Raw genomic sequence first — 22,987 nt, forward strand, 5'->3', positions numbered from 1 at the left:
CAATTAAGAACCTGATTCTTTTAACTTTATCTAATTAGAATCAGGTTTTTTTATGTCGAACAATAAAATTTTTGTTAGTTACAGAAGACAGGATGCTTCAGGCGAGGCAGGGCGTCTTGTAGACCATCTCCAGGAGATTTTTGGGGATGAAAGTGTTTTCTTGGATGTAGAAGCTATAGAGGCCGGGCTGGATTTTGAGCAAGCCATAGATCAGGCACTTAACTCATGTAAGGTACTTCTGGCGATTATAGGCCCACATTGGACAAGGTTAAAAGACTCGAATGGGAATCTTCGGATTTTTGAGGAGAATGATTTTATCAGATTGGAGATATCGGCCGCATTAAAAAGAAATATCAGGGTAATTCCGGTTTTGGTTAATGGTGCTGATCTTCCCAGTGCAAGCGACTTACCTGAAGATCTTCAGGGGCTATTGCGGCGGCAAACTCACGAACTGAGCAATTCCAGGTGGAAGTATGATTGCGATCAGCTCTCAGAAGTATTGCTAAAGGTAATACCGCCCAAGCCTAAGCCCATTCCAAACCCAAAACACCGACCCGCACAAACACAGAAAAAAAGTTGGCTGGCTAAAAATTATTTATGGCTCTTAGGTGCCTTTGTAGTATTGCTCATTATTATAATCAGCAGCGACGATTTCCAAGAAGGTTTTCAAGAAGGATACCAGGAAGCTGTAAATGGTGAACCTGTATCAGAGCAAGTGATTGAGCAGCCTCCTGCGGACATCAGTATGCCTGTAGATGACCTCGAAAGCTCCTCGGACATTTCTGTAAAAGGATCCTGGGCTTTATATCTAAATGGAGAACAGGTAAGCACACTCATCATGAGTCATTACCCGGATGAGATTCAGTTTCTCGAGTATAATCTGTTCGATTTGAACATTGGAAGTGGATCGGGAGAAATCACAGGCAATGAAATGTATTTGGATTACTATAATTCCGCCATGGATATGAATGGAGAAATTCATCTCAGTACCCCAAACAATGGAACTACCTGGACGGGCACTGTAACTTTCCCGGCCAATGGCATCAGCAATCCTATCTCTCTCAGGCGGGATTAATTTTTAATTTTTCTCAAATCGGCTTTCAAATCCTGAATCATAGCTGCCAGATCCTCTAAGGAAAGTGGATTTTTCTTATCGCCGGGATTTGGGAAATCGGTACTGATAAAGGCTTTGGCTTCCCAGACTTCCAGCACATCCTCCCCTCTCACCTCGAAAGGCTTGTAGTGCTCATTATCTGAAACCAGGAAAAGCTTACCATTATCACTGAGGTAATTGAACACTCTTTTGTAAACAACTCCCTCGGATTCTGTCACCAGCACATAGGTTTTCCCACTTTTGATCCCACTTAGCTGATCCACATAGGCCCCGATCACTATGGTACCGGGCACTAGCGGGAGCATGGAATCTCCAGCGAGTTCAAAAGCCCTATAGGTAGCCTGTGTAGAAAGCATTGGAAGTCGAAACTGGGGAAGCCCTTCCATATATTCAGGATCTGCATAACCGTTAAGATAACCTGCAGATGCTTTCTGACCTACCAGGGTGATATTTTCCCGGTCTTCTTCATCGCAGGAAATCGTAAGGATATTCACTCCACGGTTTTGAATTGCCTTTCTGCCTTTGCTTTCAATGTCATGATCTAAAAATTCTTCCAGCCCTACCTCCAAAATCTCACACAGGGATTTCAACGTGCCCAACTTTGGTTCCGAGCGACCGTCTTCATAGGCAGAAATCATAGTGCGCTGCACCGCCAGTTTTTCTGCCAGCTCACTTTGCGTGATTCCTTTTTGCTTTCGCAAAAATCTGAGATTGGGGGCTAGAAATTTCATGCTGAATACAAGTAAAAATTAGGATCTTCGGACATTGGCTTGACAGGAAAAAACGGATTCATGTTCATCGCCGCATGTTTTCTTCTTTCCATTTTTTGCTTGATCTCCTCTATGATCTCTCCCACTGATTTGGGTTCGTTCACGAGTAGGTATCCATACTGTGGCTTGAGTTCATCCTCCACAAAAAACTTCACCTGACAATTTCCAGACGCCAAAGTCTTGGTAGTAATACTGATTTTGTGTTCTGCTTCCATAATGTTTATCTTATAACAAGAGCTAAGTTAATAATGTCATTTAAATAAACATATCAAGGTTTATAAAATTAACAATATGTTCTGACAATAAATGTCAGACACGAATAAAAATGCCTTGGATTGCCGTTCTGAGTCAAGTCTCAAGCTTTTAATGCCCCACGAGAAATTCCTTAATAAATAATAATGCTATTCAATACAGCATATAACCGCTTAGCCTATTCTCCCTCTGCTTACTGTGACATTGTTACTTACTTTGCACTTGCCAGTGAATTTTAATTCATGAAATCAGAAACGATTATGTTTCAATGAATTAAGAATCAAACCTAATAACCGACGAACCAACTATTATGAAAAAGCTATCAGCTGTATTCTTTATTCTATTTGCCTGCTTTCAAGCATCCGCTCAGAATTTTTCTATTACTGGGAGAATCATGGAGGAAGGCACTGAGAATGGAGTACCCAGTGCCACGGTTTTGCTTCAAAGTCTTCCAGATTCTACACAGGTAGACGGAGTAATATCTGACTTTGACGGAAATTTCAATATCCCTGGTATTCCCAAAGGAAACTACCTGATCAAAATACAATACTTAGGATTTAAAACGCTTTACAAAAGCATACAACTCAACCAAAACCTACAGCTAGGTGTCTTGGAGCTAAGCGAAGAAGCTACTGCACTGGACGAAGTCACCATCAATGCCCGAAGAGCCACAGGAGAACAAAAAGGGGACACTACCTTATACAACGCCGCGGCTTTCAAGACCATGCGGGATGCCAGTGCGCAGACTTTAGTACAGAAGTTACCGGGAGTGGTCATGATGGATGGGGCATTGCAGGCCCAGGGAGAAAATATCGCTCAAATCCTGGTGGATGGTAAACCTTTTTTCGGAGGAGACATTACCACTGCCCTGCAAAACCTACCGGCAGAAGTTATTCAGGGAATCGAAATCTATGACCAAAAAAGTGAAAAAGCACAGTTGAGCGGATTTGACGATGGAGAGCGCCTTAAAACTATCAATATCGTCACCAAGCCTAACAGACGCAAAGGACAATTTGGCAAGACTACCGCCGGATACGGTACAGACGACAGATACTTACTAGGCGCCAGCATCAATTCCTTCAATGAAGACCAAAGAATCACCTTCACCGGCCTCAGCAATGACATCAACCTGCAGGACTATTCCAGCGACGCCAATAGCCAAAACGGAGGGGGAGGCAGACCTCAAAACGGAATTATCACCACCAATATTCTTGGCCTGAACTACACAGATAACTGGGGTGAAAAGATAAAAGTAAGCGCCAGTTACCTTTACAGAAAACGTAAAAACGAAGGGATTTCATCCCTCTTCAGAGAGTATGTCACCAGCTCAGATAGTGATCAGACTTACGCTGAGGACAGCCGAAACACCAGAACCAACCAGGATCACCGCTTTGATATGCGATTTGAATATCAAATCAATGAAAACAACAGATTGGTGTACAGGCCAAGGCTATCAGCAGCTTTTGACAAGGAAAATTCAGGATTTCTAGGGCAAAGCATGAATGCAGATGGCCCTTTGAACCAAACTGAAAACGTACGGACGGCAGACAACCAGGATTACGACCTTTATAATAGATTGTATTTCAGTCATAAATTTGCAAAGAAAGGCAGAAGCTTTACCATCAGTGCCAACCAAGGAAGCCATGCCAATAAGGATGATGCTTTGCGAAGAGCAGAAAACCAATACTACCAACCCGAAGAACGCACCGAAATCATCAACCAAAACATCACCCGTGACCGAACCGGCTTCAACTGGGATGTGGGTGTTTCCTACACCGAGCCCATAGGTGAAAAAGGACAGATGGAATTTGAATATGAAATCGGAAACAGAGGTGATGATTCCGATCAGTTGACATACGATATTCTCAATGAAGGAGAACTAGATTATGACCTGGCTCTTGACACGGCATTGAGTAATACATTTGAGAGCAAATACCTGAATCAGGAAGTGGAATTGGGCTACCAATACAAAATGGAAAAAGTCCGCTTCCAGGTAGAGATGGAATATCAAATGGGCAAACTCCAAAATGACCAGACCTTCCCTCAGCCTTTTGATCTCACTAGGACCTTTGATGCATTTTTGCCGACCATCCGGTTTGATTATGAAATCAACGATAACACGAATTTTGAATTAGACTATGATACGGACACAGATGCGCCGAGAATAGATCAGCTGCAAAGCGTCATTGACAATTCGAACCCACTTCAGCTACGAACAGGGAATCCCGATCTGGATCAGTCCTACTCTAATCGAATCCGAGGAAGATTCAGAACTAACAATCCTGATACTGATCACTCCTTCTTCTTATTTGCGCAAGCACAAATCGTGAAAAACACCATTTCAAATTCATCCTTTATTGCCGATGAAACCACAGAACTTGCCAATGGAATTATCTTGGAAAAAGGATCTCAGCTTTTCCTACCGGTAAACCTGGACGGAGCCAGAAACTTCAGATCCTGGATGAGCTACGGAATGCCATTAGGCTTTGTCAAATCCAACTTTAACATCAATGGTGGATTGAGCTTTGATAGAAGACCAGGACAGGTAAATGGAGAACTTAGCTTTAATAATTCACAGCGCTTCAGCACAGGCATTTCCCTCACCAGTAACATCAGCGATCAGGTTGATTTCAATATTTCCACCAGAGGATCTTTCAACAAGGTGGAAAACACCTTGAACCCCGCATTGAACAATAAATATTACAACCAGTACAGTAGATTAAACTTCAGCTGGATCATCTGGCAGGGCATTGTGTACAGACTGGATGTAAACCATCAGCTAAACACCGGGCTTTCCGAAGGGTTTGATATCAACTTTGTACTGATGAACATGAGCCTTGGTAAAAAAATATTCAACAATCAGCGTGGTGAGATATCATTAAATGTATATGACCTCTTAGGGCAAAACAATAGCGTAAGGAGAAACGTCACCGACATCTACATAGAAGATGTGCAAAACAACGTACTCCAGCGCTACTTCATGCTCAGCTTCTCCTACAATCTGAGGAGATTCAGCAAGGGTACTGATATGGATGACTACAACGAGATTTACAACTAATGAAAAAAGGCTGAGAAATAAATATCTCAGCCTTTTTTTATGCCAGCATGGCATTGCATTCTGCAATGCACGCTCGGCAAGCTAGGGCGCATTCCTGACAAGCTTCATGATCGTGCTTTTCGCACTCTCTGGCACAATTATAACAAGCATCCACACACTGCTGCATGGCTATGGCCCTATCCAGAGAACTGCTTTCATTCACTGAAATACAATCCTTGCAGGCATCAATACAGCGTTCACATAATCTTATGCAATCGCCCATTCCTGGACGGTTTTTGCAGGATTCAATGCACTCTTCACATGCTCTTATACACTTTTCACAAGAATCAATCACACTTGTTTTTATTTTGGTTATTGAGTTCATAATAATTGGGTTTAGTTCCTAATTCTTATCCTTTCAGGATCTGAAGTTAGACCAAAAGGAAAACAACTCATTTGATTGCATATCCAATTAAAAACAAACTCGAAGCCAAAAAGCAGCATCTCCTCAGAGCTAAGAGAAAGCCTATTATATAGGAGATAAAACTTTGAACGGTAGAGTCTTCTGTGGAACAAAAGTCTCAAACTGTGTAATGATGATTCAGTCAATTCTGATAAAAAAAACCTAATCAGAAACTTTCCAAGCTCAAATGGCATTTGCTAGCTAACATTAAAAACAACCTTGTTTTGAAATCTCCTAAACCATACTCATTATTGGATCTAGCCATCATCCGTGAAGACTATGATGCGAAAGATGCCTACGAAAGAAGCTTACAAGTCGCACAACATGCCGAAAAGTTGGGCTATACGAGAATGTGGCTTGCCGAGCATCACAACATGGCCAATGTAGGCAGCTCTTCTCCACAGATATTAATTGGCTACCTAGCAAACGGCACTTCCAAAATCCGACTAGGATCAGGAGGAATCATGCTACCAAATCACAGTCCACTGATCATCGCAGAGCAGTTTGGAACGCTTGCCACGCTTTACCCAAACCGGATTGACCTAGGACTGGGCAGAGCGCCTGGCACTGATCAAACTACAGCGACCGCACTTCGGAGAGGAAGACACGAATCTGTCCAAGAATTCCCGAGCGATCTGGATGATTTACGGCAATATTTTTCAGAAGACAATCTTGATTCCAAAGTCCGGGCTTTCCCAGCCGAAGGCCTTGATATCCCTATCTACTTACTTGGCTCAAGCATGAGCAGTGCCATGCTTGCTTCCGAGAAGGGACTACCTTACGCATTCGCAAGTCATTTTGCACCGGGGTATTTGATCAACGCTTCGAGGCATTATAGAGAAAACTTCCAGCCCTCAGAGCATTTGGAGAAGCCATACTTCATCTCCTGTGTGAATGTGATCGCTGCTGATTCTGACGAGGAAGCACATTATTTGGCTACCTCTTTTTACCAAACCGCCCTGGGAATTATTCGTGGCAGATCTTATCCTATGAAAAAACCGGTCAAAAGTATGGAAGGAATCTGGACCGAACCGGAAGCAGCCGCTATCCAGAATATGATGGCTTGTACATTTATTGGCACCAAAGAGAGTCTAAAACCACAATTCGAGAGCTTCTTCCGACAGGTAGAAGTGGATGAGCTGATGGTATCTACGAATATCTATGATCCTGAGAAGCGATTGAGATCATTGGAGATCACGGCTGAGGTGTTGGGTTAATTCGAAGCTTGTTTTTCCATAAATTTCTTCCCGCAGATTTGCGCTGAAAAATCCGCTGATAATCGCTGATTTTTTAGGTTTTGTAGTCAAATTATAAAGCAAGAGATCTGCGAAAATCTGCGGCAGTTATCAGCTGTTCATCTGCGGGAACTACTACACTACTCATCCGCCAAACTATCTACCGGATTATCCAAAGCAGCCTTCACCGCTCTAAATCCCACCGTAGCGGCAGTGATCAAAAGGGAAACAAGCATTACCAATACATACAAGCCTAGGGGCACAGTGGTCTTGTAGGAGAAGTTCTGCAACCATTGATCCGTGAGGTAATAACCCAGCGGCACAGCAATCACACAAGCGATCAGCACCAGATAAATAAACTCTTTTGAAAGCAAAAATGTGATTTGGGATATCGAAGCTCCAAGCACTTTTCGAATTCCGATTTCCTTGAGCTTTTGCCCCACCAAGAAAGAAATTAACCCATACAAACCAATCGAAGAAATCACAATCGAAAGCACGGCAAAGACTTTATAAACCAGTGAAAGTTGGTTTTCTCTACGGTAGAAATTCGCAATCGTCTCATCCAAAAACTCTCCGGAGTAGATTGCATCTGGATAGATGTTTTTGAATTCCTCCTCAATACTCGTCAGCGTCTGCTGACCTGCCGAACTATCCAGTTTCATTCCCATGACGTAGTAAGACTCCCGTTCCGTAGCAATGATGAAGGGTTTCACTTCCTCCCTTAAAGAATTTTGCGCAAAATCTTTCACTACTCCGGTGATCCTCATCCAAGGCTCTCCACCACCAATTGTAATTCTTTTGCCTACAGCATCCTCCGGGTTAGCAACATTGAGTCTTTTGGCCATGGTCTCATTGATTACCGCTTCTTTGAGCGTGTCGCTTTCAGAAAAACCGGTTCCTGCAGCAAACTGCAACCCATAATTATCAAAGTAATCTGCGTCTCCGTACTTCAGGGAAGCCATAAACGGCACATCTTCTCTTTTGTCATCAAACCAAAAATTCGAAGCCCAATTGTTATTGGAAGAGGGCACATCACTGGAAATACTGACGCTTTTGATTTGAGAATTTGCTTCCAAACGCTGTTTCAGTACATCCAGCCTCCCATCTCTTGGTTCGTCAGAGGGAAGATCAAAGTAGTACACGGCCTCTTTCGAAAACCCTAGATCTGCATTTTGGATTTCCGTCATCTGCTTTACCGCAATCACCGTCGCGATCATCAGCACTTGTGCAATCACAAACTGCAGCACGACCAAACTTCTTCGCAAAGAAACTCCACCGATCTGCGCTACCTGAATCTTATTTTTCAATGCCTGAATCGGCTGAAATCCCGAAAGAATCAATGCCGGATAAAGCCCCGACAGCAAAGTCACTCCCAGAACTATAGCAACTGAAAACAAAAGAAAGGTAGGGGTAATCAACTGAATGGTTTCTGGCACTTCGGCCACTTTACTGAGGTAAGGAAGTAAAATAGTCGCTGCGAGCGTAGAAATCGTCGCTGAGATAAATACGACCATAAAAGTCTCCCCAAAAGATTGGAAAACGACCTGTCCCCTACTACCTCCCATCACTTTTCTAATGCCCACTTCCTTGCTTTTCCCGATTGCCTGCGCAGTGGAAAGATTCACAAAGTTGATCGAAGCCATCAGGAGAATGAAAACACCAATCAATGCAAGCGTATAAATCGTTGCCTTGCGAATCATATTTCCACTGATCGGATCAAAGCGAGTATCAAAGTGGATATCCTTCATTTCCTGCAGAAAAAAGGACTTCTTCGAAGTGCCTCTATCCTTGTAGGTCTTTTCTGCAAAGGCTAGCAATTGCTGATTGATTTGGGCTGGATTCCCTACTTCAGGAAGCTTCAAATACACCTGAAAATTACTACTAAAGCTTCCCCACTCGTCAAAATAGGTATCAAAAATCTCCTCGTTACTCTCCATGGTTTTATAGGACACCAGCATGTCAAATCGGAAATTACTGTTGTCTGGAAGGTCCGCAACGATCGCTCCCACGGAAGCTTCTATGCGTTTGGACAAAAGCAGTGGTTTGCCGAAGGCATTTTCCCACGTGCCAAAAAGCTTCTTGGCTTCTGTCTCCGTAAGCGCCACTTGGCCAGGATCATTTAAGGAATTTAGGTTTCCTGCCAATACCTTCACATCAAATAATGAAGGGTAATCAGCTGTGGTAAAGAAGGCATCTTCGATTACAAAATTATTCTCTCCTGAGCCTGTCACAGCTTCATCAAGCGTCACAAAAACCGATGAATTCACAACGGGAACGATTGCCTCAATTCCTGATAAATCAGCTTTCAACGCCTCTGGCATGGGAGGAGATACGCCCGGCGTGTAGCTCATTCCATCGGAGTACTCATCCTGAGTCACTACGCGATAGATTTGATCCGAATTGGACTGAAAACTATCGTAGCTGAGTTCGTAGCTTACTACTGTGAAAAGCAAAAAAGCAGCGGTAATCCCAAGCGTCAAACCAAAAATGTTAATCAACGCGACACGCTTGCCTTTTTTAAGATTTCGCCAAGCAATTTTAGAGTAAATTTTCCACATAGGTATGGTATTCAAATTTTTCTGATCTACAGCATTTAACCCAAGATCAAACCAGAAAAAACAGGCCCATATAGGCTCAGAATGAAGATTTATTTAAAATCGTATAGAGTTCCCCGAACAATTTTGTTCGCTTTCGGGCGAAGGGCATTTAGAAAATGTCGAATTAGATCGACAAAACCATCTTGAAATTGTCGTTTAAAATCGACAAAATATATAAGCATAAACCCCAAGATTTTCATCTCAGGGTTTAATACCATTCCTCTAAAATTCATCGCCCATGCGAGTGTCTCCAATCACATTTTCAAACCTCTTTGCGCCTTCTTTGCGCCACCCTAGCGAACTCCGCGGTTAAAAGAATACTCACCCACCAAACTTCCCTTTGAGTGCAGCTAACTTATCAGCCATTGAGCCTTCCGATTCTTGATGCTGAGGTTTTTTAGCAACAGGTCTTTTCTCTCCTGTGCGGGATTTAGAATCTCGACCTCGCTCCGCAAAAGGATCTGACTTCATGCTCAGCCCGATTCGCTTACGCGGAATATCCACTTCCATGACTGTCACCTGCACTTTTTGATTGACAGAAACAATCTCATTGGGATCCTTCACAAAACGGTCAGCCAAATGGCTTAAATGCACCAAACCATCCTGATGTACTCCCACGTCCACAAATGCTCCAAAAGCCGTAATATTCGTCACCACGCCAGGCAACTTCATTCCAACTTTCAGATCAGCCATGCTGTTTACTGATTCCTCGAATGCAAAAACCTCAAAGCTCTCTCGGGGATCTCTACCCGGCTTGGCCAGTTCTTCCAAAATATCCTGAAGCGTCGGCAAACCAACCGTTTCAGACACGTAATTCTTCAGAGAAATCCGATTTCTCAACTCCTCCGAACTCATCAAATCAGAAACCGAAGCATTCACATCTTTCGCCATTTGCTCCACCAAACCATAGCGCTCAGGATGCACAGCTGAGGAATCCAATGGATGCTTTGCTTTACTGATTCTCAAGAAACCTGCAGCCTGCTCAAATGCTTTATCACCTAAACGAGGCACCTTCTTCAGTTGTGCGCGGCTTTTGAAAGGACCATTTTCATTTCGAAAATCCACGATATTTTGAGCCAAGGTTGGCCCCAAACCTGACACATAAGTCAGTAATTGTTTAGAAGCTGTATTTACCTCCACCCCTACTCCATTCACCGCGGACATCACGGTATCGTCCAGCGCATTTTTCAAGGCATTCTGATCCACGTCATGTTGGTACTGACCGACACCGATAGATTTGGGATCGATTTTCACCAGTTCAGCCAGCGGATCCATTAATCGACGACCAATAGATACAGCCCCTCTTACGGTCAAATCCAGATCTGGAAATTCCTCCCTTGCCACATCCGAAGCCGAATAAATGGAAGCTCCGGATTCATTCACCATGGTGATAATGACTGATTTTGATAAGCCTAAGCCTTTCACAAAAGCCTCTGTCTCGCGCCCTGCTGTGCCATTTCCTATCGCAATTGCTTCGATTGCATATTTCTCCACTAATCCTTTCACGTTCATCGCAGCTTCTTGCCCTCTGCGGTTGGCTTCATGAGGGAAAATAGCTTCATAGTGTAGGAATTGACCCTGTGGCCCGAGACAAACCAGTTTGCAGCCTGTTCGGAATCCTGGGTCGATTGCCATCACAGATTTCTCACCCAGTGGCGCACCCAGTAAAAGTTGTTTCAAATTCTCTGTAAAAACCTTGATCGCCTCCTCATCCGCTTTGCGCTTGGTCAGCAGTCGAACCTCCGTTTCCATGCTTGGTTTGAGCAGTCTGCGGTAGCAATCCTTGATCGCCAGCCTCACTTGCTCCACAGAAGAATTTGCAGCATCTGCCAGGATCATTTTCTCCATCTGATAGATGGCTGATGCTTCTTCCGGAACAGAATCCAACATCAAAAAAAGCTCTTTCTCACCTCTTCTCATCGCCAAAACCCGATGAGAAGGTGCAGTTTTTATAGGTTCAGACCAGTCAAAGTAGTCCTTGTATTTAATCGCTTCCTGTTCTTTGCCCGGCAGGACTTTCGAAGAGAAAACTCCCTCTTCCAAGAAAAGCTTACGCATCTTCTCTCTGAGTTCAGCCTTCTCGTTGATCCACTCTCCCATGATATCGCGTGCTCCCTGAAGTGCTTCTTCGGTAGAATTCACTTCTTTTTCGGCATCCACAAACTTCTCGGCCTCAGCTTCCAGATCAATGGATTTTTGCTCAAAAACCAGCTCCGCAAGTGGCTCCAAGCCTTTCTCTCTGGCGATAGTCGCCTTTGTTCTCCGCTTAGGCTTGTATGGCAAATAGATATCTTCCAACTTTGACATCGTCTCAGCTGCATTTACTTTATCTTTCAATTCCGGAGTCAATTTTCCTTGTTCCTCGATTGATTTCAGCACAGCTTCCTTTCGCTTCGCTAGCTCGCGAAGTTGCAACACGCGATCACGAATGGCGGAAACCTGCACCTCATCCAACTCACCTGTAGCTTCTTTTCTATATCGGGAAATAAAAGGAACCGTCCCTCCCTCATCCAGCAATTTCACAGTGGCATCTACCTGATGCGGCTTAATTTGGAGTTCTGCGGCTATTTGTACTTCGTAATTCATATCAATAAGGAAATTCAATGCGTAATTTGGCTTGCAAGGTAGTGGTCATTTTGGAGACAAAAAGTATGAAATGTGAGGCCTGTCACTAAGGGTCTGATTTTAAGATTGTAAAATTGGAAGATTGAATCAACACTTCCTCTCTAAACACTGATGATTTCACTAATCTTGAAAACAATAAGAATCAGTATAGAGTAAAAACCTTCGAGGTTCTGGAAAACCTCAAAGGTTCAAGTAAAGCCCGTAAATCGTAAATCAACTATCTGAAATGAGTATAGATTGGAAAAAAGAAATTAAAAGTTGGGGAATCATGCTCAGCATAGTGGCATTTTTGTATTTCACAGGATTGCTTCCTGTCATCATCGGTGGGTTGCAGTCTGTGCTGTTATCTACTGGACTGATCAAACCTAAAATCGAAATCCCGGATCTCACCAATCAGGAGTTCGATTATCGCGGAAGGTTCCAAACTTTTGACGGGGAACAAATCAATCTGGAAAGCTACCGGGGCAAAACCCTCTTCATCAACCTTTGGGCTTCCTGGTGTGGACCTTGCCGGGCGGAGATGCCTCATATCTCGGAGCTGTATAAATCTGTGCAAAACGAACCTGATTTGGAATTCCTGATGATCGGCATCGATAACGACATCAACAAAAGTGCTGGTTTTCTAGAAGGAAAAAGCTGGAATTTCCCCACAGCGCATGCGAGTTATGGATTGAACAATAGCCTGCAAAGTCAGTCCATCCCCACTACTTTGGTGGTAAATCCAGCTGGTAAAATCGTCTTTTACCAAGAAGGAATGAGCAATTTCAATACAGAGGAATTTAAAAATTTTCTGATTTCTCAGTGAAAAATTAACTTCAAAGCTGCCCATTGGGATTTTTGAAGAAATTAGGTTGGCGACTTCAAAGATTTGTTGTAATCTTATTTTTTGACCCAATAACCTATGAAAAAGTACTTCTTGAGCGCTCTGCTCACGCTTATAATACAACCTCTTGTTTTTGCCCAAACCTCTTCCATACTCTGGTTTGATACTCCCGCTGAAAAATGGGAAGAAGGTTTACCTGTAGGGAATGGGAGATTGGGAGCCATGGTAATGGGAATCCCCGGTCAGGAACATCTGCAACTGAATGAGGATTCACTCTGGCCCGGTGGATATGGAGATTGGGGACTGGCAGAAGGAAACAGAGCTGATTTAGATCAGATCCGTGCCTACCTTTTGGCGGGTGAAAACACAAAGTCTGATTCCCTTTTAGTGGCTAAATTCTCTAGAAAAGGAGTGACGCGATCCCATCAAACCATGGGAGACCTCTGGTTCAATTTTGACTGGATCGAATACAAAAATTATAAAAGAAGCCTCAACCTAAAGACGGCGACAGTTCTTACCCAGTTTACCAGTGAGGGCTTTGAAATCACTCAGGAAGTGATCGCCTCGGAGCCAGATGATGCTTTGATCGTTAGGTTTAAAACCAACCATCCCAAAGGCTTTAACGGTTCGATCGGCATGAGCAGGCCTGAGGACAATGGCTTTGCCACTGCAAAAACAGAGGTGTTAAATGACCATCAGCTAAAAATGTCCGGCATGATCACCCAGAGAGGTGGTCAGGTAGATTCTAAGCCAGTTGAGATTTTGAACGGCGTAAAATTCAGCACCATACTTTATGTACAGAACCAATCCGGAGAAGTCAGCAGCGCTGACTCCGTTTTGAATATTTCCGGAGCCCAGGAATTCATGGTCAAGTTGGTTTCTCAAACGTCATTTTATTCAGAAGATTTTGAAGAAAATGCTGCTAGGCAAATGGAAACCATTCAACTGAAAAGCTGGGGCGAACTCCTGGTGGCTCATGAGCGGGATTTTGCTTCATTTTACGACAGGGTAGATTTACAGCTCGCTGGCGATGCCCCGGACAGCATTCCTACTGGCCGCCGGATAGCGCGTGTGCAGGAAGGAGCTGTAGACCTTCATTTGGAAAAAATGCTTTTCGATTATGGACGCTATCTGTTGATTTCCTCTAGCCGAGCTGGAACCAACCCTGCAAATTTGCAAGGGCTTTGGAACAAGCACATTGCAGCTCCTTGGAATGCAGATTACCATGTAAACATCAACTTGCAGATGAACTATTGGCCTGCAGATGTCACCAACTTGGGAGAGCTGAATCAGCCTTTATTTGAGTTTATCGACGGTTTGATCGAAAATGGAAAAAATGCCGCAAGGGAGAACTTTAGCATGAATGGCTCCATGGTTCCGCACACTACAGACCTTTGGCAAGTAGCCTTCCTGCGAGCAGCCACTGCCTACTGGGGTGGATGGATAGGTGCAGGAGGATGGATTGCGCGGCATTATTGGGACCATTTCCTGTTTTCTCAGGATAAAAATTTTCTGGAAGAGCGTGCATTCCCAGCATTAGAGGCCGTTTCTGCATTTTACTCAGATTGGCTGGTAGAGTACCCTGAAGACGGCACTTTGGTTTCTTCCCCATCCACATCACCTGAAAATCAGTTTATCAACGCAAAAGGTGAAAAGGTCGCCACTACAATGGGAGCTGCTATGGATCAGCAGATTATAGCAGATGTATTTAATAATTATCTGAAAGCCGCTGAGATTCTAGGTAAAAACTCTCCCTTGCAGGAAAAGATAAAATCACAACTGGCCAATCTGAGACCTGGTGTGCAGCTAGCAGAAGACGGAAGAATCCTGGAATGGGATCAGCCTTATGAGGAAAATGAGCCGGGCCACAGACACATGTCGCATCTCTATGCCTTTCACCCTGGAGATGCAATCACCAAAAGTCAAACTCCAGAAGCATTTGCTGCTGTAAGAAAAACCTTGGAATACAGACTTGCACACGGTGGTGCAGGCACAGGGTGGTCACGCGCCTGGCTGATTAACTTCTCTGCCCGACTGCATGATGGAGAAATGGCCCACGAGCATATTCAAAAGTTGATTGCTAAATCATTGTATCCAAACCTATTCGATGCACATCCACCTTTCCAGATTGACGGGAATTTTGGGTACACGGCTGGAGTGGCCGAAATGCTCGTGCAATCTCATGAAGACGGTATGATTCGCCTGCTCCCGGCTTTGCCGAAGGCTTGGAAAAACGGTAGCGTAAAAGGCATGAAAGCGAGAGGAGACTTTACCATAGACATGATCTGGGCTGATGGCAAACTCACGCGATGCAAAATCTTCGCTGAAAAAAGCAGAAAAACTGTGGTCTATTACGATGGATCAGAGATGGAGCTGGACTTAGAGGCAGGTCATAGTTTTGAAATCGAGCTATAGTCAACAATGAAACTTCTTAGCTAAAGGTTAACTATTTCTAAGCTATCACATCCGAAGTTTCTGTAAATTTGAAGGAATGGTCAAGAAATTTATCACCCTCCTGATTTTTATAGTTTTCATATGGTTGATCTGGTCCTATTCCGGGAGGAATACCCCTATTCCTCTGCCCAAAAGTTACATCTCCGTAATTTCTGAAATCAACCCTGCAGATAGCCTAAATCAGAATATCCTGGGTATTCAGCCATTTATGGAAGTCTCTGATTATTTCAATCAGAATGCCTTTCAGGAAAAAGTACGGCAGTACCTGGTGTCTGCGAATTACAAGGGCTTTTTAAAGGAAGAAAACAGTCTGATCGTATATCCTGAAAATATTGGCACATGGTTGATTTTGCTCGGTGAAAAGCATGAAATCATGGGAAATAAGACCTTCGAAACCGCAAAGTCATTCCTAATGTACAGCAACATTTTCGACTTTATGCTGGGCTATTTCAAAACAGGCAAAGACAGGGATAAAAAGGCTTCCGCTATTTTCAGGATGAAGGCCAAAGCCATGCTGCACACTTACCAGAGCACATTCAGCACTTTGGCAAAGGAAACCAAAACGCATATTGTGGCTGGCTCCATCGTGCTCCCGGGTCCCAAAGTAGTCGAAGGCCAAATTTATATCGAACTGAACGCCCCTTTATACAACTGCTCATTTGTTTTTGGGCCGGACGGTAAAATCGTAGGAGATCCGATTTTAAAATCTATTTTGACCGCAGGCGAAAAGGAAATGCTAACAGCAGGTGATCCTGGAGCCATACCAGTCTTTGATTTACCGATCGGTAAAACTGCTGTTCTCATAGGTGACGATAGCTGGAACCTCAGCAGCAGCCAGCAGCTCTCAGATGCTGATGTGATTATTTCTCCTTCTTTCTTTGATCCGGAATATAGCCGCCTGACCGGTATAGACACCAACTCAGAGAATGATTTCGAGTTCATGGATACCACTCTACTGGCCAAAAGCGAGCAGTTAACAAATTTTGCTCAGCAAGAATATTATCCAGAAACGGCTATATTTTTTGAGGTTTACCTCCACGGGGATTTGTGGGATTTTTACTCGGAAGGATTGCCTACCGTGCGATACAAGGGCAAAAAACTGCCCTTGATTCCTGCCGGTCTAGGTGGCGTATGGGCATTAAACCTATAATTACCTACAAATGAGAGAATTGATTACCTTTAAGCTAAAGCAATTCCCATCACAGACCTAAAGTAATCCAATATGAAATCAAGCATGACCCGAAGCGACACACAGAGGGATGATTATAATTCATGCGAAGATTCCATGTGACCTTAAAATAAAATTATAAACACATGAAATCGAGCATGTCGAAGATCGTCACACAGTGGGATGACTATAATGCTTGCGAAGATTCCATGTGGCCATTAAAAATCAAATTATAAACACATGAAAAATCTCTTGTCACTTTTGATCTTCGCTGTGGTATTTTCAACAGCCTATGCCCAGGAAACCCCAGTTCCTTCCAAAGAAATCCAAATCAAAACTGCCGTTTTGGCTGCTCCCCATGAAAAGCAAAAGGATGCGAGTGTTTTGGGCTATGATTCGAATGGAGAATTAGTAGAGCTTAAAAAAGGAAGCAACGAAATGATTTGCATTGCGAGCAACCCAACTGGCAAAGGATTCAGCGTTTCCTGCTACCAATCAGATTTAGAACCTTTTATGCAGAGGGGAAGGGAACTGAAGCAAGAAGGCAAGAGCTTCCAGGAGATTTTTGACATTAGGGAAGAGGAAGCCAAAAGCGGAAAACTTCAAATGCCTAAGGATGGTGCTACGCTTTTCGTCCTGTCTGCAGAAAACTTTGATGCAAATACCGGAAAGATAGAAGACACTTACCTACGCTATGTGGTGTATTTGCCTTGGGCTACGCCTGAGACTACAGGTCTACCCTTAAAACCAGATGCTCCTGGAATGCCCTGGATCATGGATCCCGGTACACACCGCGCCCATATCATGATCACACCAGCGAGAGATTAATGAGCAAGCAGAACCGGAAATTTTTCCGGTTTTTTTCTGAGAAATCATCATTGAAAACCCGTCTTTTTTACATTCAGAACGGGCAAAAACAGGGATTGCAAATAATTGATTATATGATTATCCGCAATGATGCCAGTAGTTAAAGAATCTGGCTGTATAGTAGCGGATAATCGTCCTTCAACGACAGTCCGCTGCCCACAGCATGTAGAAAGAAACTTTAACCCATAATTTCTCTCGCTACTGGTAAGAAACCGGATATACATAATTGATTATCAATGATTTTAATTATACAAATTGATTTTGTAAATTATAATTAAGTGAAATACTACCAGTAACAAAACAAACAAATTGATAGGATCATTGGTTACAGACTAGGGTCAAGGGTTCACTGCCCGTCATTTTGAACTTCAAACCTGAGCCAACCTGCCTACTGGAAAGAAAGCACAAATACATCTTGTAAATTATACATTGATGCTTACCTGAAGGTGGGTTTAATTTTTCAACAAAAACTTTTTACCTCATGAGTTTAACTAAACAACAAATAGGGGCATTATCCCTTTTCGCAGTTTTGATTGCCTTATCATTTACAGATTTTTTTCACCAAAGCTCAGTGGAGTTTGAAGAGAAATCATCTAAGGAAATCACCGACAGTATCCTTATTATAGAGGAAATCGAAACATTGACTATACCACTTGCCGAAAGCATTCCTTTCGTGAAGTCTTGGGCCTCTACCTATCAGCAAGATTTCCATACTTTAGTAAACTATCTATCCTTTGCAGATCTGCTGATGGTCATCCAACTCACCGTACTAAAAATTTCGGACTGGTGGCTCTTTAAGACTATAATGGTCATTTTATTTTTAGGTTTATTTATCCCTAAAATCCAAAAAACTTGCGCTGCACTGCTTATTCTCAGCTTGATGATTTCTCCAGGGCTTGGAATCTATACCAAATTCATGTCCGGTATCACCCACCAAATGAGTCTTGATCTTGGGACTGACTTAAAATCCCATCTTGCTGCTACTAAAGACTCCATTTCAACAAAAAAAGCCTATCACCAATCAAAGCTAGACAGTTTGGAAATAAGACAAAAAGCCAAACATAAAGGAAAGTTGAATCTCTTTGACAAAGCTGAAGACGAAGTGATCAAAGTAGCTGATGTCGCTGATGAAGAAGTGGAAAAAATAGGCAAAGACCTGCTTGCCATACTTCGCTTTGCCAGCCAACATGCCTTGGAGCTGATGGTCGCTTTGATGGTGAATATAATCGTCGTATTCGGGCTTCTGCCCTTCTTATATTGGTATTTATTTTCCTTAGGCCTCAAGCGGTTTTTCGGGTATCACCAGCCATTTGACGAGTTAAGTTCCAAGCTTGATGAATTGAAACGCCTACTTCCGGATCAATCAAAACTCAGTAAATAATTATGAAAACTTTCTGTTTAATGTTGGCTTGTTTTTGGATGATGACCTCATGTGCCAGCAAATCCAATTCTGACATCTCTTCCAAAATCCCTATTCCTGAAAAAGATACTATCCCAGCAAATCCAATGGAGAGCAAAACTGACCAACCGGTATTGGGGATTGATGTTTCGCACTTTCAAGGCAATATCAACTGGGAGGAAATCAAGGCAGATGAGATTACTTTTGCCTATGATAAAGCTACCCAGGGAGCTAGCTTCAAAGACCCAGACTATGCCCAGAATAAAAGAGGTGCACATGAAGTAGGCTTAGCCCATGGCTCCTATCATTTCTTCACTAGTGATGCGGACCCTATGGATCAAGCTGCACTTTTCATTGCTACGATTGATTATACCAGTGGCGATATGCCTCCTGTGCTGGATCTGGAGCAGGGCGGGATAGTAGGCACCGTAAAAACCTCTGAATTTCAAGACGATGTTTTGAGTTTTCTACTAGAAATAGAGCGCAAGCTGGGAATCAAACCTATCATTTACACCAATCATCCCTTTGGAAACGAATATTTAGACAATCCGAAATTTTCAGAATACGGACTTTGGATTGCTGAATATGAAGTAGACACCCCCAAAATCCCAAAGACCTGGGAGGAGAAGGGATGGCTGATTTGGCAAAGATCTGAACGGGGTAAAGTTCAAGGCGCTATGGGAAATGTAGACCATGATCTTTTCAATCCTACTAAGCCATTTGAATTGGTTAAGAAATAAGAAGAAGCTGTCTGAAAATTCGATTTTGAGCAGTTTTAAGCAAATCTTTGTTTAGCAGTTTATCAATTACCTGCCTTTTACAAGGTGGAAACTTAAATGGTGTCAGAGCCTATTTCGACAGCTTCTTAGTAAGGTTGGATAGCTATATCCGCATTTTTGCCAGTTAAAAACCAAATGGGATATAGATTTTGGCAAACTCAAGAATTTGACATGCTATGGTCTCCTTCTTTGGTCTTCTGACCGGACGAGCCAAGAAATTTTAGGCATTGGCAAGTTTGCAACTAAGCCTAAAATCATTTTATCTCTAGGTGAAAACCCACTTTCGGCTGCCCCCCAGCCTCTAAAAGCATTGGCGAAGCCAAAACTCCTTCTCTACCGTGGATTTCGATGTGAACCTGCTCTTCCGTGATTTCACCTATCCCATCCAGAGGGAAGAAAGCCTTTACTTCCAGGTGAGTCTGACAGTTTGCACAGCCCATCACTGACCATCTGCTCAGGACGGACTCGGTACCGATGTGATGCTTTTCACCATTGATAGTAGCGAAAGCAGAAACTGTGAACGACCCTTTGACCGGAGCTTTATTGATCCTAGAAACTCTGATGGTCGGAGCCGCCTTATTTTCCATTTTCAACTGCGTACTGACCATGTTTTCAAGAGAACCTGAAGAATAAGTATAGCCTAGTTGGGTCTCAATATTAACCATGTCCTGAGAGGTACAGGGCCGTACATTTCCATTCTGGTCGGTGACGGTAAAGGGATCCAACGGGGAGTTGATATCCAGCCATGAATTTGGCATCACCCCTGGTGTAGGGCCTTGAGAGTCCACCGAGTTTGTCCCTGGGTACCCTGGGATAATTTCCAGTTGCTCAGTAGCTTGATGTTTCTTTTGCCAAAGCCAAAAAACCCGATCTACATTGCAATGATGAAAAAAGAAGATAGGGTCTAAACCAGCCGTATCATTTTCACCCATATCACCATTGGCTCCGGGGATAGGAGATCGGTTATACCCCGGTACTTCACAGCCTCCCACAGCTAGATGAATATCATTATGGGGCGCTTCCAACGGTGTGACCGTTTGACTATTTGCATCCAAAAGTGAGTTATATTCCTGCGCTGAGGTGGTATTGGAAAAGACGGTGTAATTCGGGGCATCCAAGCAATCCTTAAACTTTTTGGCGGTATTGGTTGGGATCTCTTTACCCTCAACTACAATATAAGAAGTCAACCAGTCCTTGACATTTTTATTTAGAATATCTACGGTCTCATCATAGTTTTGAAACTGGGCATTATGCTTTTCAGTATTTGCCCTGTCCTCTTCAGTTCCTACTAATCCTGAAAGTGGATACCGGACAGTTTTGTAACTTTTCCCTTTGCTGTAATTGGGATTATCTCCATTGATATTATCCACTATGGCCTGGGGAAATTCAAAACTTTTTAATGGATTTTCCTGCATTTCTCCATCAAAGAACAATTGATCTTTGGTCAGTGACCAAGGGATGCCCTGAGCAATGGATTCCTGACTGGTCTCATCCCAATACGGCATCATAACATCCTCACATCCGGGTATGCTTTGCAAAGCTTTTTCTATACATACCAAATAAGCCCGATGCCATGTGGGGAATAGCACATTGCCATGATTGCAGTAGCCTCCCCAATACGCATTATTCCCCCATCCAGCTCCTCTGAAAGGCTCCCCATGATAGCCCCCAATCTTAAAAAACGAGTTCGGATCATCTGGCGGAAGACTTTTGATTTTTTTCCATGCAGTTAACAACTTGTCAAGTGGCTCCTTATTTCCTGCTTCATACTCTTGCTCAAGCTCTCGGACGGAGCGTCTGATTTTCAAAGATTTGTTCATGATTTTCTAGGTTATGGTTAAAATGAATCTTTATGTCGTTCTCGAAAAACTAAAGCTATTCCAAAAGGCCCCCACTGATATCAAGCCTACTGCGCCATAGATCAGGAATTCGTTTCCTACCCCAAACCCTTTGGTAATGATCAATAGTAGATATCCCAGGCAGGTAAGTATGATAGGCCCTGGGCCTTTGAGGTTCATATTTTTAAAAAGTAAATACAAGTGAACTCCGAGCAGGACTCCGAAAAGCGGCAGCAACCAATTTTGATAAGGGATTTGGGACAATCCTATACCGCTCAGAACACTCATATAAGTGGCCCAGCAAATGGGACATTTTGGAAAAAACGCCACCAGACAACTTAGTACTACAGAACTGCTGGTTTTAAGAGTTTTCTTCAGAATATTTTTCTCCTGCAAAGCAGTTTCTGCACTCGGTGAACATGAGCAATTTAGACTCGAATCTTGATTCATTTCTCCTAAAAAAAGTATCTATCCACCAATCCCCTTTCGGTCAATTGGCTCTGCTAAAAGAAAAATGCTCCGATTTTCGCTTTAAAACCGCTCAAATCACCACATCACCACCTGTTGTGTATCCGTTCTCACATTATCACGGAACAGGTTGAAAACCGCCGTAAATTCATGTGTATTGCCTGGAAGATTGTAGCTGCTTCCATTCGGAAACTCATAAAGGTACCCTATTCTAAACCGCTTGGTAATCACACCTAGCTGCGCATTGGTAGCATAGTCAATTCGATGTCCCAATCCCAGCCAAAGTCTATCCATCAGCACAGTTTTAAAATTAAACTCGAAATTTTCGTCTTGATCCTTCTGGGTGCTGTACATGGCGTTCAATATCACCGAAATGTTATCACTTACTGCGGAGCGATAGCCTGCCTGAAAAACTGAACTGGCGGGGTAAGCCTCCATAAATTCTTCACCCGAGGTAATGTTCCCACCATTTACCCTTCTGATTCCATAAGAAAAGTAATAACTGTCATGCGTCAAAGCTATTCCCAAATTGAAATCCAGCACATTCATATTAGAAAACTGTCCCGCATATTGGCTCAGCGTAGGATCGTTTTGTTCCTCAGTGGTCAAAGCATTGCCGTCCAAACGGATAGCCTGGTAGTTCACAGCAGCTCCAAGTCTCAGGTTATGTTTTGCTGTCAAACGAATTCGGCTGGCATACCCTACGGTCAATTCAGTTTCCCTGAAGGCTCCGTAAGTATCATGCATGAGATTTAAGGAAACGGCATTTTTGCCCATCAACGCGGGGTCTTCCTCTCCTGCCATTTCTCCAAAATCCAACTCGGTACTGAAGAAGTAAGATTTAGGAGCTCCATCCACTCCAGACCACTGGCTGCGAACAAATCCACGTACCGCAGATCCTTCATAGCCTGTCAATCCAGGGTTGTAATAACTCTGGAAAAAGTCAAAATTTGAAATATATTTCCGGGTCTGTCCCTGGACCTGGGTCATTCCTGTGAGCATCAAAAAAAATGCGGCCAGTATACAATTAATTCGATTCATAGTACTTCTTGTTTGTAAAAATATCTAATGAGGAGGCGTCGGAATTTGGCGTCACAA

16 protein-coding genes are annotated in these 22,987 nt (G+C 43.2%); 9 read left to right on the forward strand and 7 right to left on the reverse strand.

From position 1 onward, the window contains the following. Positions 1-52: 52 nt before the first annotated feature. Positions 53-1,075, forward strand: a complete 1,023-nt coding sequence (locus tag PBT90_RS12065) for a toll/interleukin-1 receptor domain-containing protein (RefSeq protein ID WP_264810840.1) — start codon at positions 53-55, stop codon at positions 1,073-1,075. On the opposite strand, the gene PBT90_RS12070 is transcribed toward PBT90_RS12065, so the two are convergent. Further along, positions 1,072-1,845, reverse strand: coding sequence for an XRE family transcriptional regulator (locus PBT90_RS12070; RefSeq protein ID WP_264810841.1), 774 nt, complete (start codon positions 1,843-1,845; stop codon positions 1,072-1,074). The genes PBT90_RS12065 and PBT90_RS12070 overlap by 4 nt on opposite strands. Next, positions 1,842-2,099: a hypothetical protein gene (locus tag PBT90_RS12075; RefSeq protein ID WP_264810842.1), complete on the reverse strand. Its 258-nt coding sequence runs from the start codon at positions 2,097-2,099 to the stop codon at positions 1,842-1,844. The genes PBT90_RS12070 and PBT90_RS12075 overlap by 4 nt, the downstream gene beginning before the upstream one ends. Positions 2,100-2,446: 347 nt before the next feature. Between PBT90_RS12075 and PBT90_RS12080 the strand changes: the two genes are divergently transcribed. Beyond that, entirely contained in the window at positions 2,447-5,194 is a 2,748-nt protein-coding gene (locus PBT90_RS12080) for an outer membrane beta-barrel protein (RefSeq protein WP_264810843.1), read from the forward strand. Between the two features lie 37 nt (positions 5,195-5,231). Here the strand turns inward: PBT90_RS12080 and PBT90_RS12085 are convergent, their stop codons facing one another. Further along, the gene (locus PBT90_RS12085; protein WP_264810844.1) at positions 5,232-5,456 is read right to left on the reverse strand and encodes a hypothetical protein; all 225 of its coding nucleotides are present in this window, start codon (positions 5,454-5,456) and stop codon (positions 5,232-5,234) included. A 404-nt stretch (positions 5,457-5,860) separates the two neighbouring features. On the opposite strand from PBT90_RS12085, the gene PBT90_RS12090 reads away from it, so the two are divergent. Beyond that, positions 5,861-6,853: an LLM class flavin-dependent oxidoreductase gene (locus PBT90_RS12090; protein WP_264810845.1), complete on the forward strand. Its 993-nt coding sequence runs from the start codon at positions 5,861-5,863 to the stop codon at positions 6,851-6,853. Between the two features lie 158 nt (positions 6,854-7,011). Here the strand turns inward: PBT90_RS12090 and PBT90_RS12095 are convergent, their stop codons facing one another. Both PBT90_RS12095 and PBT90_RS12100 read right to left on the reverse strand, forming a co-directional pair. Beyond that, the gene (locus PBT90_RS12095) at positions 7,012-9,429 is read right to left on the reverse strand and encodes an ABC transporter permease (protein WP_270129476.1); all 2,418 of its coding nucleotides are present in this window, start codon (positions 9,427-9,429) and stop codon (positions 7,012-7,014) included. A 360-nt stretch (positions 9,430-9,789) separates the two neighbouring features. Beyond that, complete coding sequence (locus PBT90_RS12100; protein WP_396127637.1) at positions 9,790-12,054, reverse strand: Tex family protein; 2,265 nt, start codon at positions 12,052-12,054, stop codon at positions 9,790-9,792. Positions 12,055-12,319: 265 nt separating this feature from the next. Here PBT90_RS12100 and PBT90_RS12105 point away from each other — a divergent pair, with 265 nt between their 5' ends. The 6 genes from PBT90_RS12105 (at position 12,320) to PBT90_RS12130 (ending at position 19,544) form a co-directional block, all read left to right on the forward strand. Then, entirely contained in the window at positions 12,320-12,898 is a 579-nt protein-coding gene (locus tag PBT90_RS12105; RefSeq protein WP_396127638.1) for a TlpA family protein disulfide reductase, read from the forward strand. 96 nt (positions 12,899-12,994) lie between these two features. Further along, the gene (locus PBT90_RS12110) at positions 12,995-15,331 is read left to right on the forward strand and encodes a glycoside hydrolase family 95 protein (protein WP_264810847.1); all 2,337 of its coding nucleotides are present in this window, start codon (positions 12,995-12,997) and stop codon (positions 15,329-15,331) included. A 76-nt stretch (positions 15,332-15,407) separates the two neighbouring features. Then, positions 15,408-16,520, forward strand: a complete 1,113-nt coding sequence (locus PBT90_RS12115; protein ID WP_264810848.1) for a carbon-nitrogen hydrolase family protein — start codon at positions 15,408-15,410, stop codon at positions 16,518-16,520. 258 nt (positions 16,521-16,778) lie between these two features. Beyond that, entirely contained in the window at positions 16,779-17,366 is a 588-nt protein-coding gene (locus tag PBT90_RS12120) for a hypothetical protein (RefSeq protein WP_264810849.1), read from the forward strand. Positions 17,367-17,886: 520 nt separating this feature from the next. Then, positions 17,887-18,786: a hypothetical protein gene (locus tag PBT90_RS12125; RefSeq protein WP_264810850.1), complete on the forward strand. Its 900-nt coding sequence runs from the start codon at positions 17,887-17,889 to the stop codon at positions 18,784-18,786. 2 nt (positions 18,787-18,788) lie between these two features. Next, positions 18,789-19,544, forward strand: a complete 756-nt coding sequence (locus PBT90_RS12130; protein ID WP_264810851.1) for a glycoside hydrolase family 25 protein — start codon at positions 18,789-18,791, stop codon at positions 19,542-19,544. A 293-nt stretch (positions 19,545-19,837) separates the two neighbouring features. Here the strand turns inward: PBT90_RS12130 and PBT90_RS12135 are convergent, their stop codons facing one another. Beyond that, the gene (locus PBT90_RS12135; protein ID WP_270129480.1) at positions 19,838-21,403 is read right to left on the reverse strand and encodes a tyrosinase family protein; all 1,566 of its coding nucleotides are present in this window, start codon (positions 21,401-21,403) and stop codon (positions 19,838-19,840) included. Between the two features lie 564 nt (positions 21,404-21,967). Continuing rightward, positions 21,968-22,930, reverse strand: coding sequence for a PorP/SprF family type IX secretion system membrane protein (locus PBT90_RS12140; protein ID WP_264810853.1), 963 nt, complete (start codon positions 22,928-22,930; stop codon positions 21,968-21,970). Positions 22,931-22,987 lie beyond the last annotated feature (57 nt).

Origin of the sequence: Algoriphagus sp. TR-M9 (assembly GCF_027594545.1) — a bacterium.
Lineage (GTDB): Bacteria > Bacteroidota > Bacteroidia > Cytophagales > Cyclobacteriaceae > Algoriphagus > Algoriphagus halophytocola.

Excerpts from the sequence above, each read along its gene's own strand:
- PBT90_RS12135 (WP_270129480.1), bottom strand. The coding sequence starts at position 21,403 with ATGAACAAATCTTTGAAAATCAGACGCTCCGTCCGAGAGCTTGAGCAA.
- PBT90_RS12120 (WP_264810849.1), top strand. The coding sequence starts at position 16,779 with ATGAAAAATCTCTTGTCACTTTTGATCTTCGCTGTGGTATTTTCAACA.
- PBT90_RS12070 (WP_264810841.1), bottom strand. The coding sequence starts at position 1,845 with ATGAAATTTCTAGCCCCCAATCTCAGATTTTTGCGAAAGCAAAAAGGA.
- PBT90_RS12075 (WP_264810842.1), bottom strand. The coding sequence starts at position 2,099 with ATGGAAGCAGAACACAAAATCAGTATTACTACCAAGACTTTGGCGTCT.
- PBT90_RS12110 (WP_264810847.1), top strand. The coding sequence starts at position 12,995 with ATGAAAAAGTACTTCTTGAGCGCTCTGCTCACGCTTATAATACAACCT.
- PBT90_RS12105 (WP_396127638.1), top strand. The coding sequence starts at position 12,320 with ATGAGTATAGATTGGAAAAAAGAAATTAAAAGTTGGGGAATCATGCTC.
- PBT90_RS12130 (WP_264810851.1), top strand. The coding sequence starts at position 18,789 with ATGAAAACTTTCTGTTTAATGTTGGCTTGTTTTTGGATGATGACCTCA.
- PBT90_RS12115 (WP_264810848.1), top strand. The coding sequence starts at position 15,408 with ATGGTCAAGAAATTTATCACCCTCCTGATTTTTATAGTTTTCATATGG.
- PBT90_RS12065 (WP_264810840.1), top strand. The coding sequence starts at position 53 with ATGTCGAACAATAAAATTTTTGTTAGTTACAGAAGACAGGATGCTTCA.
- PBT90_RS12080 (WP_264810843.1), top strand. The coding sequence starts at position 2,447 with ATGAAAAAGCTATCAGCTGTATTCTTTATTCTATTTGCCTGCTTTCAA.
- PBT90_RS12085 (WP_264810844.1), bottom strand. The coding sequence starts at position 5,456 with ATGGGCGATTGCATAAGATTATGTGAACGCTGTATTGATGCCTGCAAG.
- PBT90_RS12095 (WP_270129476.1), bottom strand. The coding sequence starts at position 9,429 with ATGTGGAAAATTTACTCTAAAATTGCTTGGCGAAATCTTAAAAAAGGC.
- PBT90_RS12140 (WP_264810853.1), bottom strand. The coding sequence starts at position 22,930 with ATGAATCGAATTAATTGTATACTGGCCGCATTTTTTTTGATGCTCACA.
- PBT90_RS12125 (WP_264810850.1), top strand. The coding sequence starts at position 17,887 with ATGAGTTTAACTAAACAACAAATAGGGGCATTATCCCTTTTCGCAGTT.
- PBT90_RS12100 (WP_396127637.1), bottom strand. The coding sequence starts at position 12,054 with ATGAATTACGAAGTACAAATAGCCGCAGAACTCCAAATTAAGCCGCAT.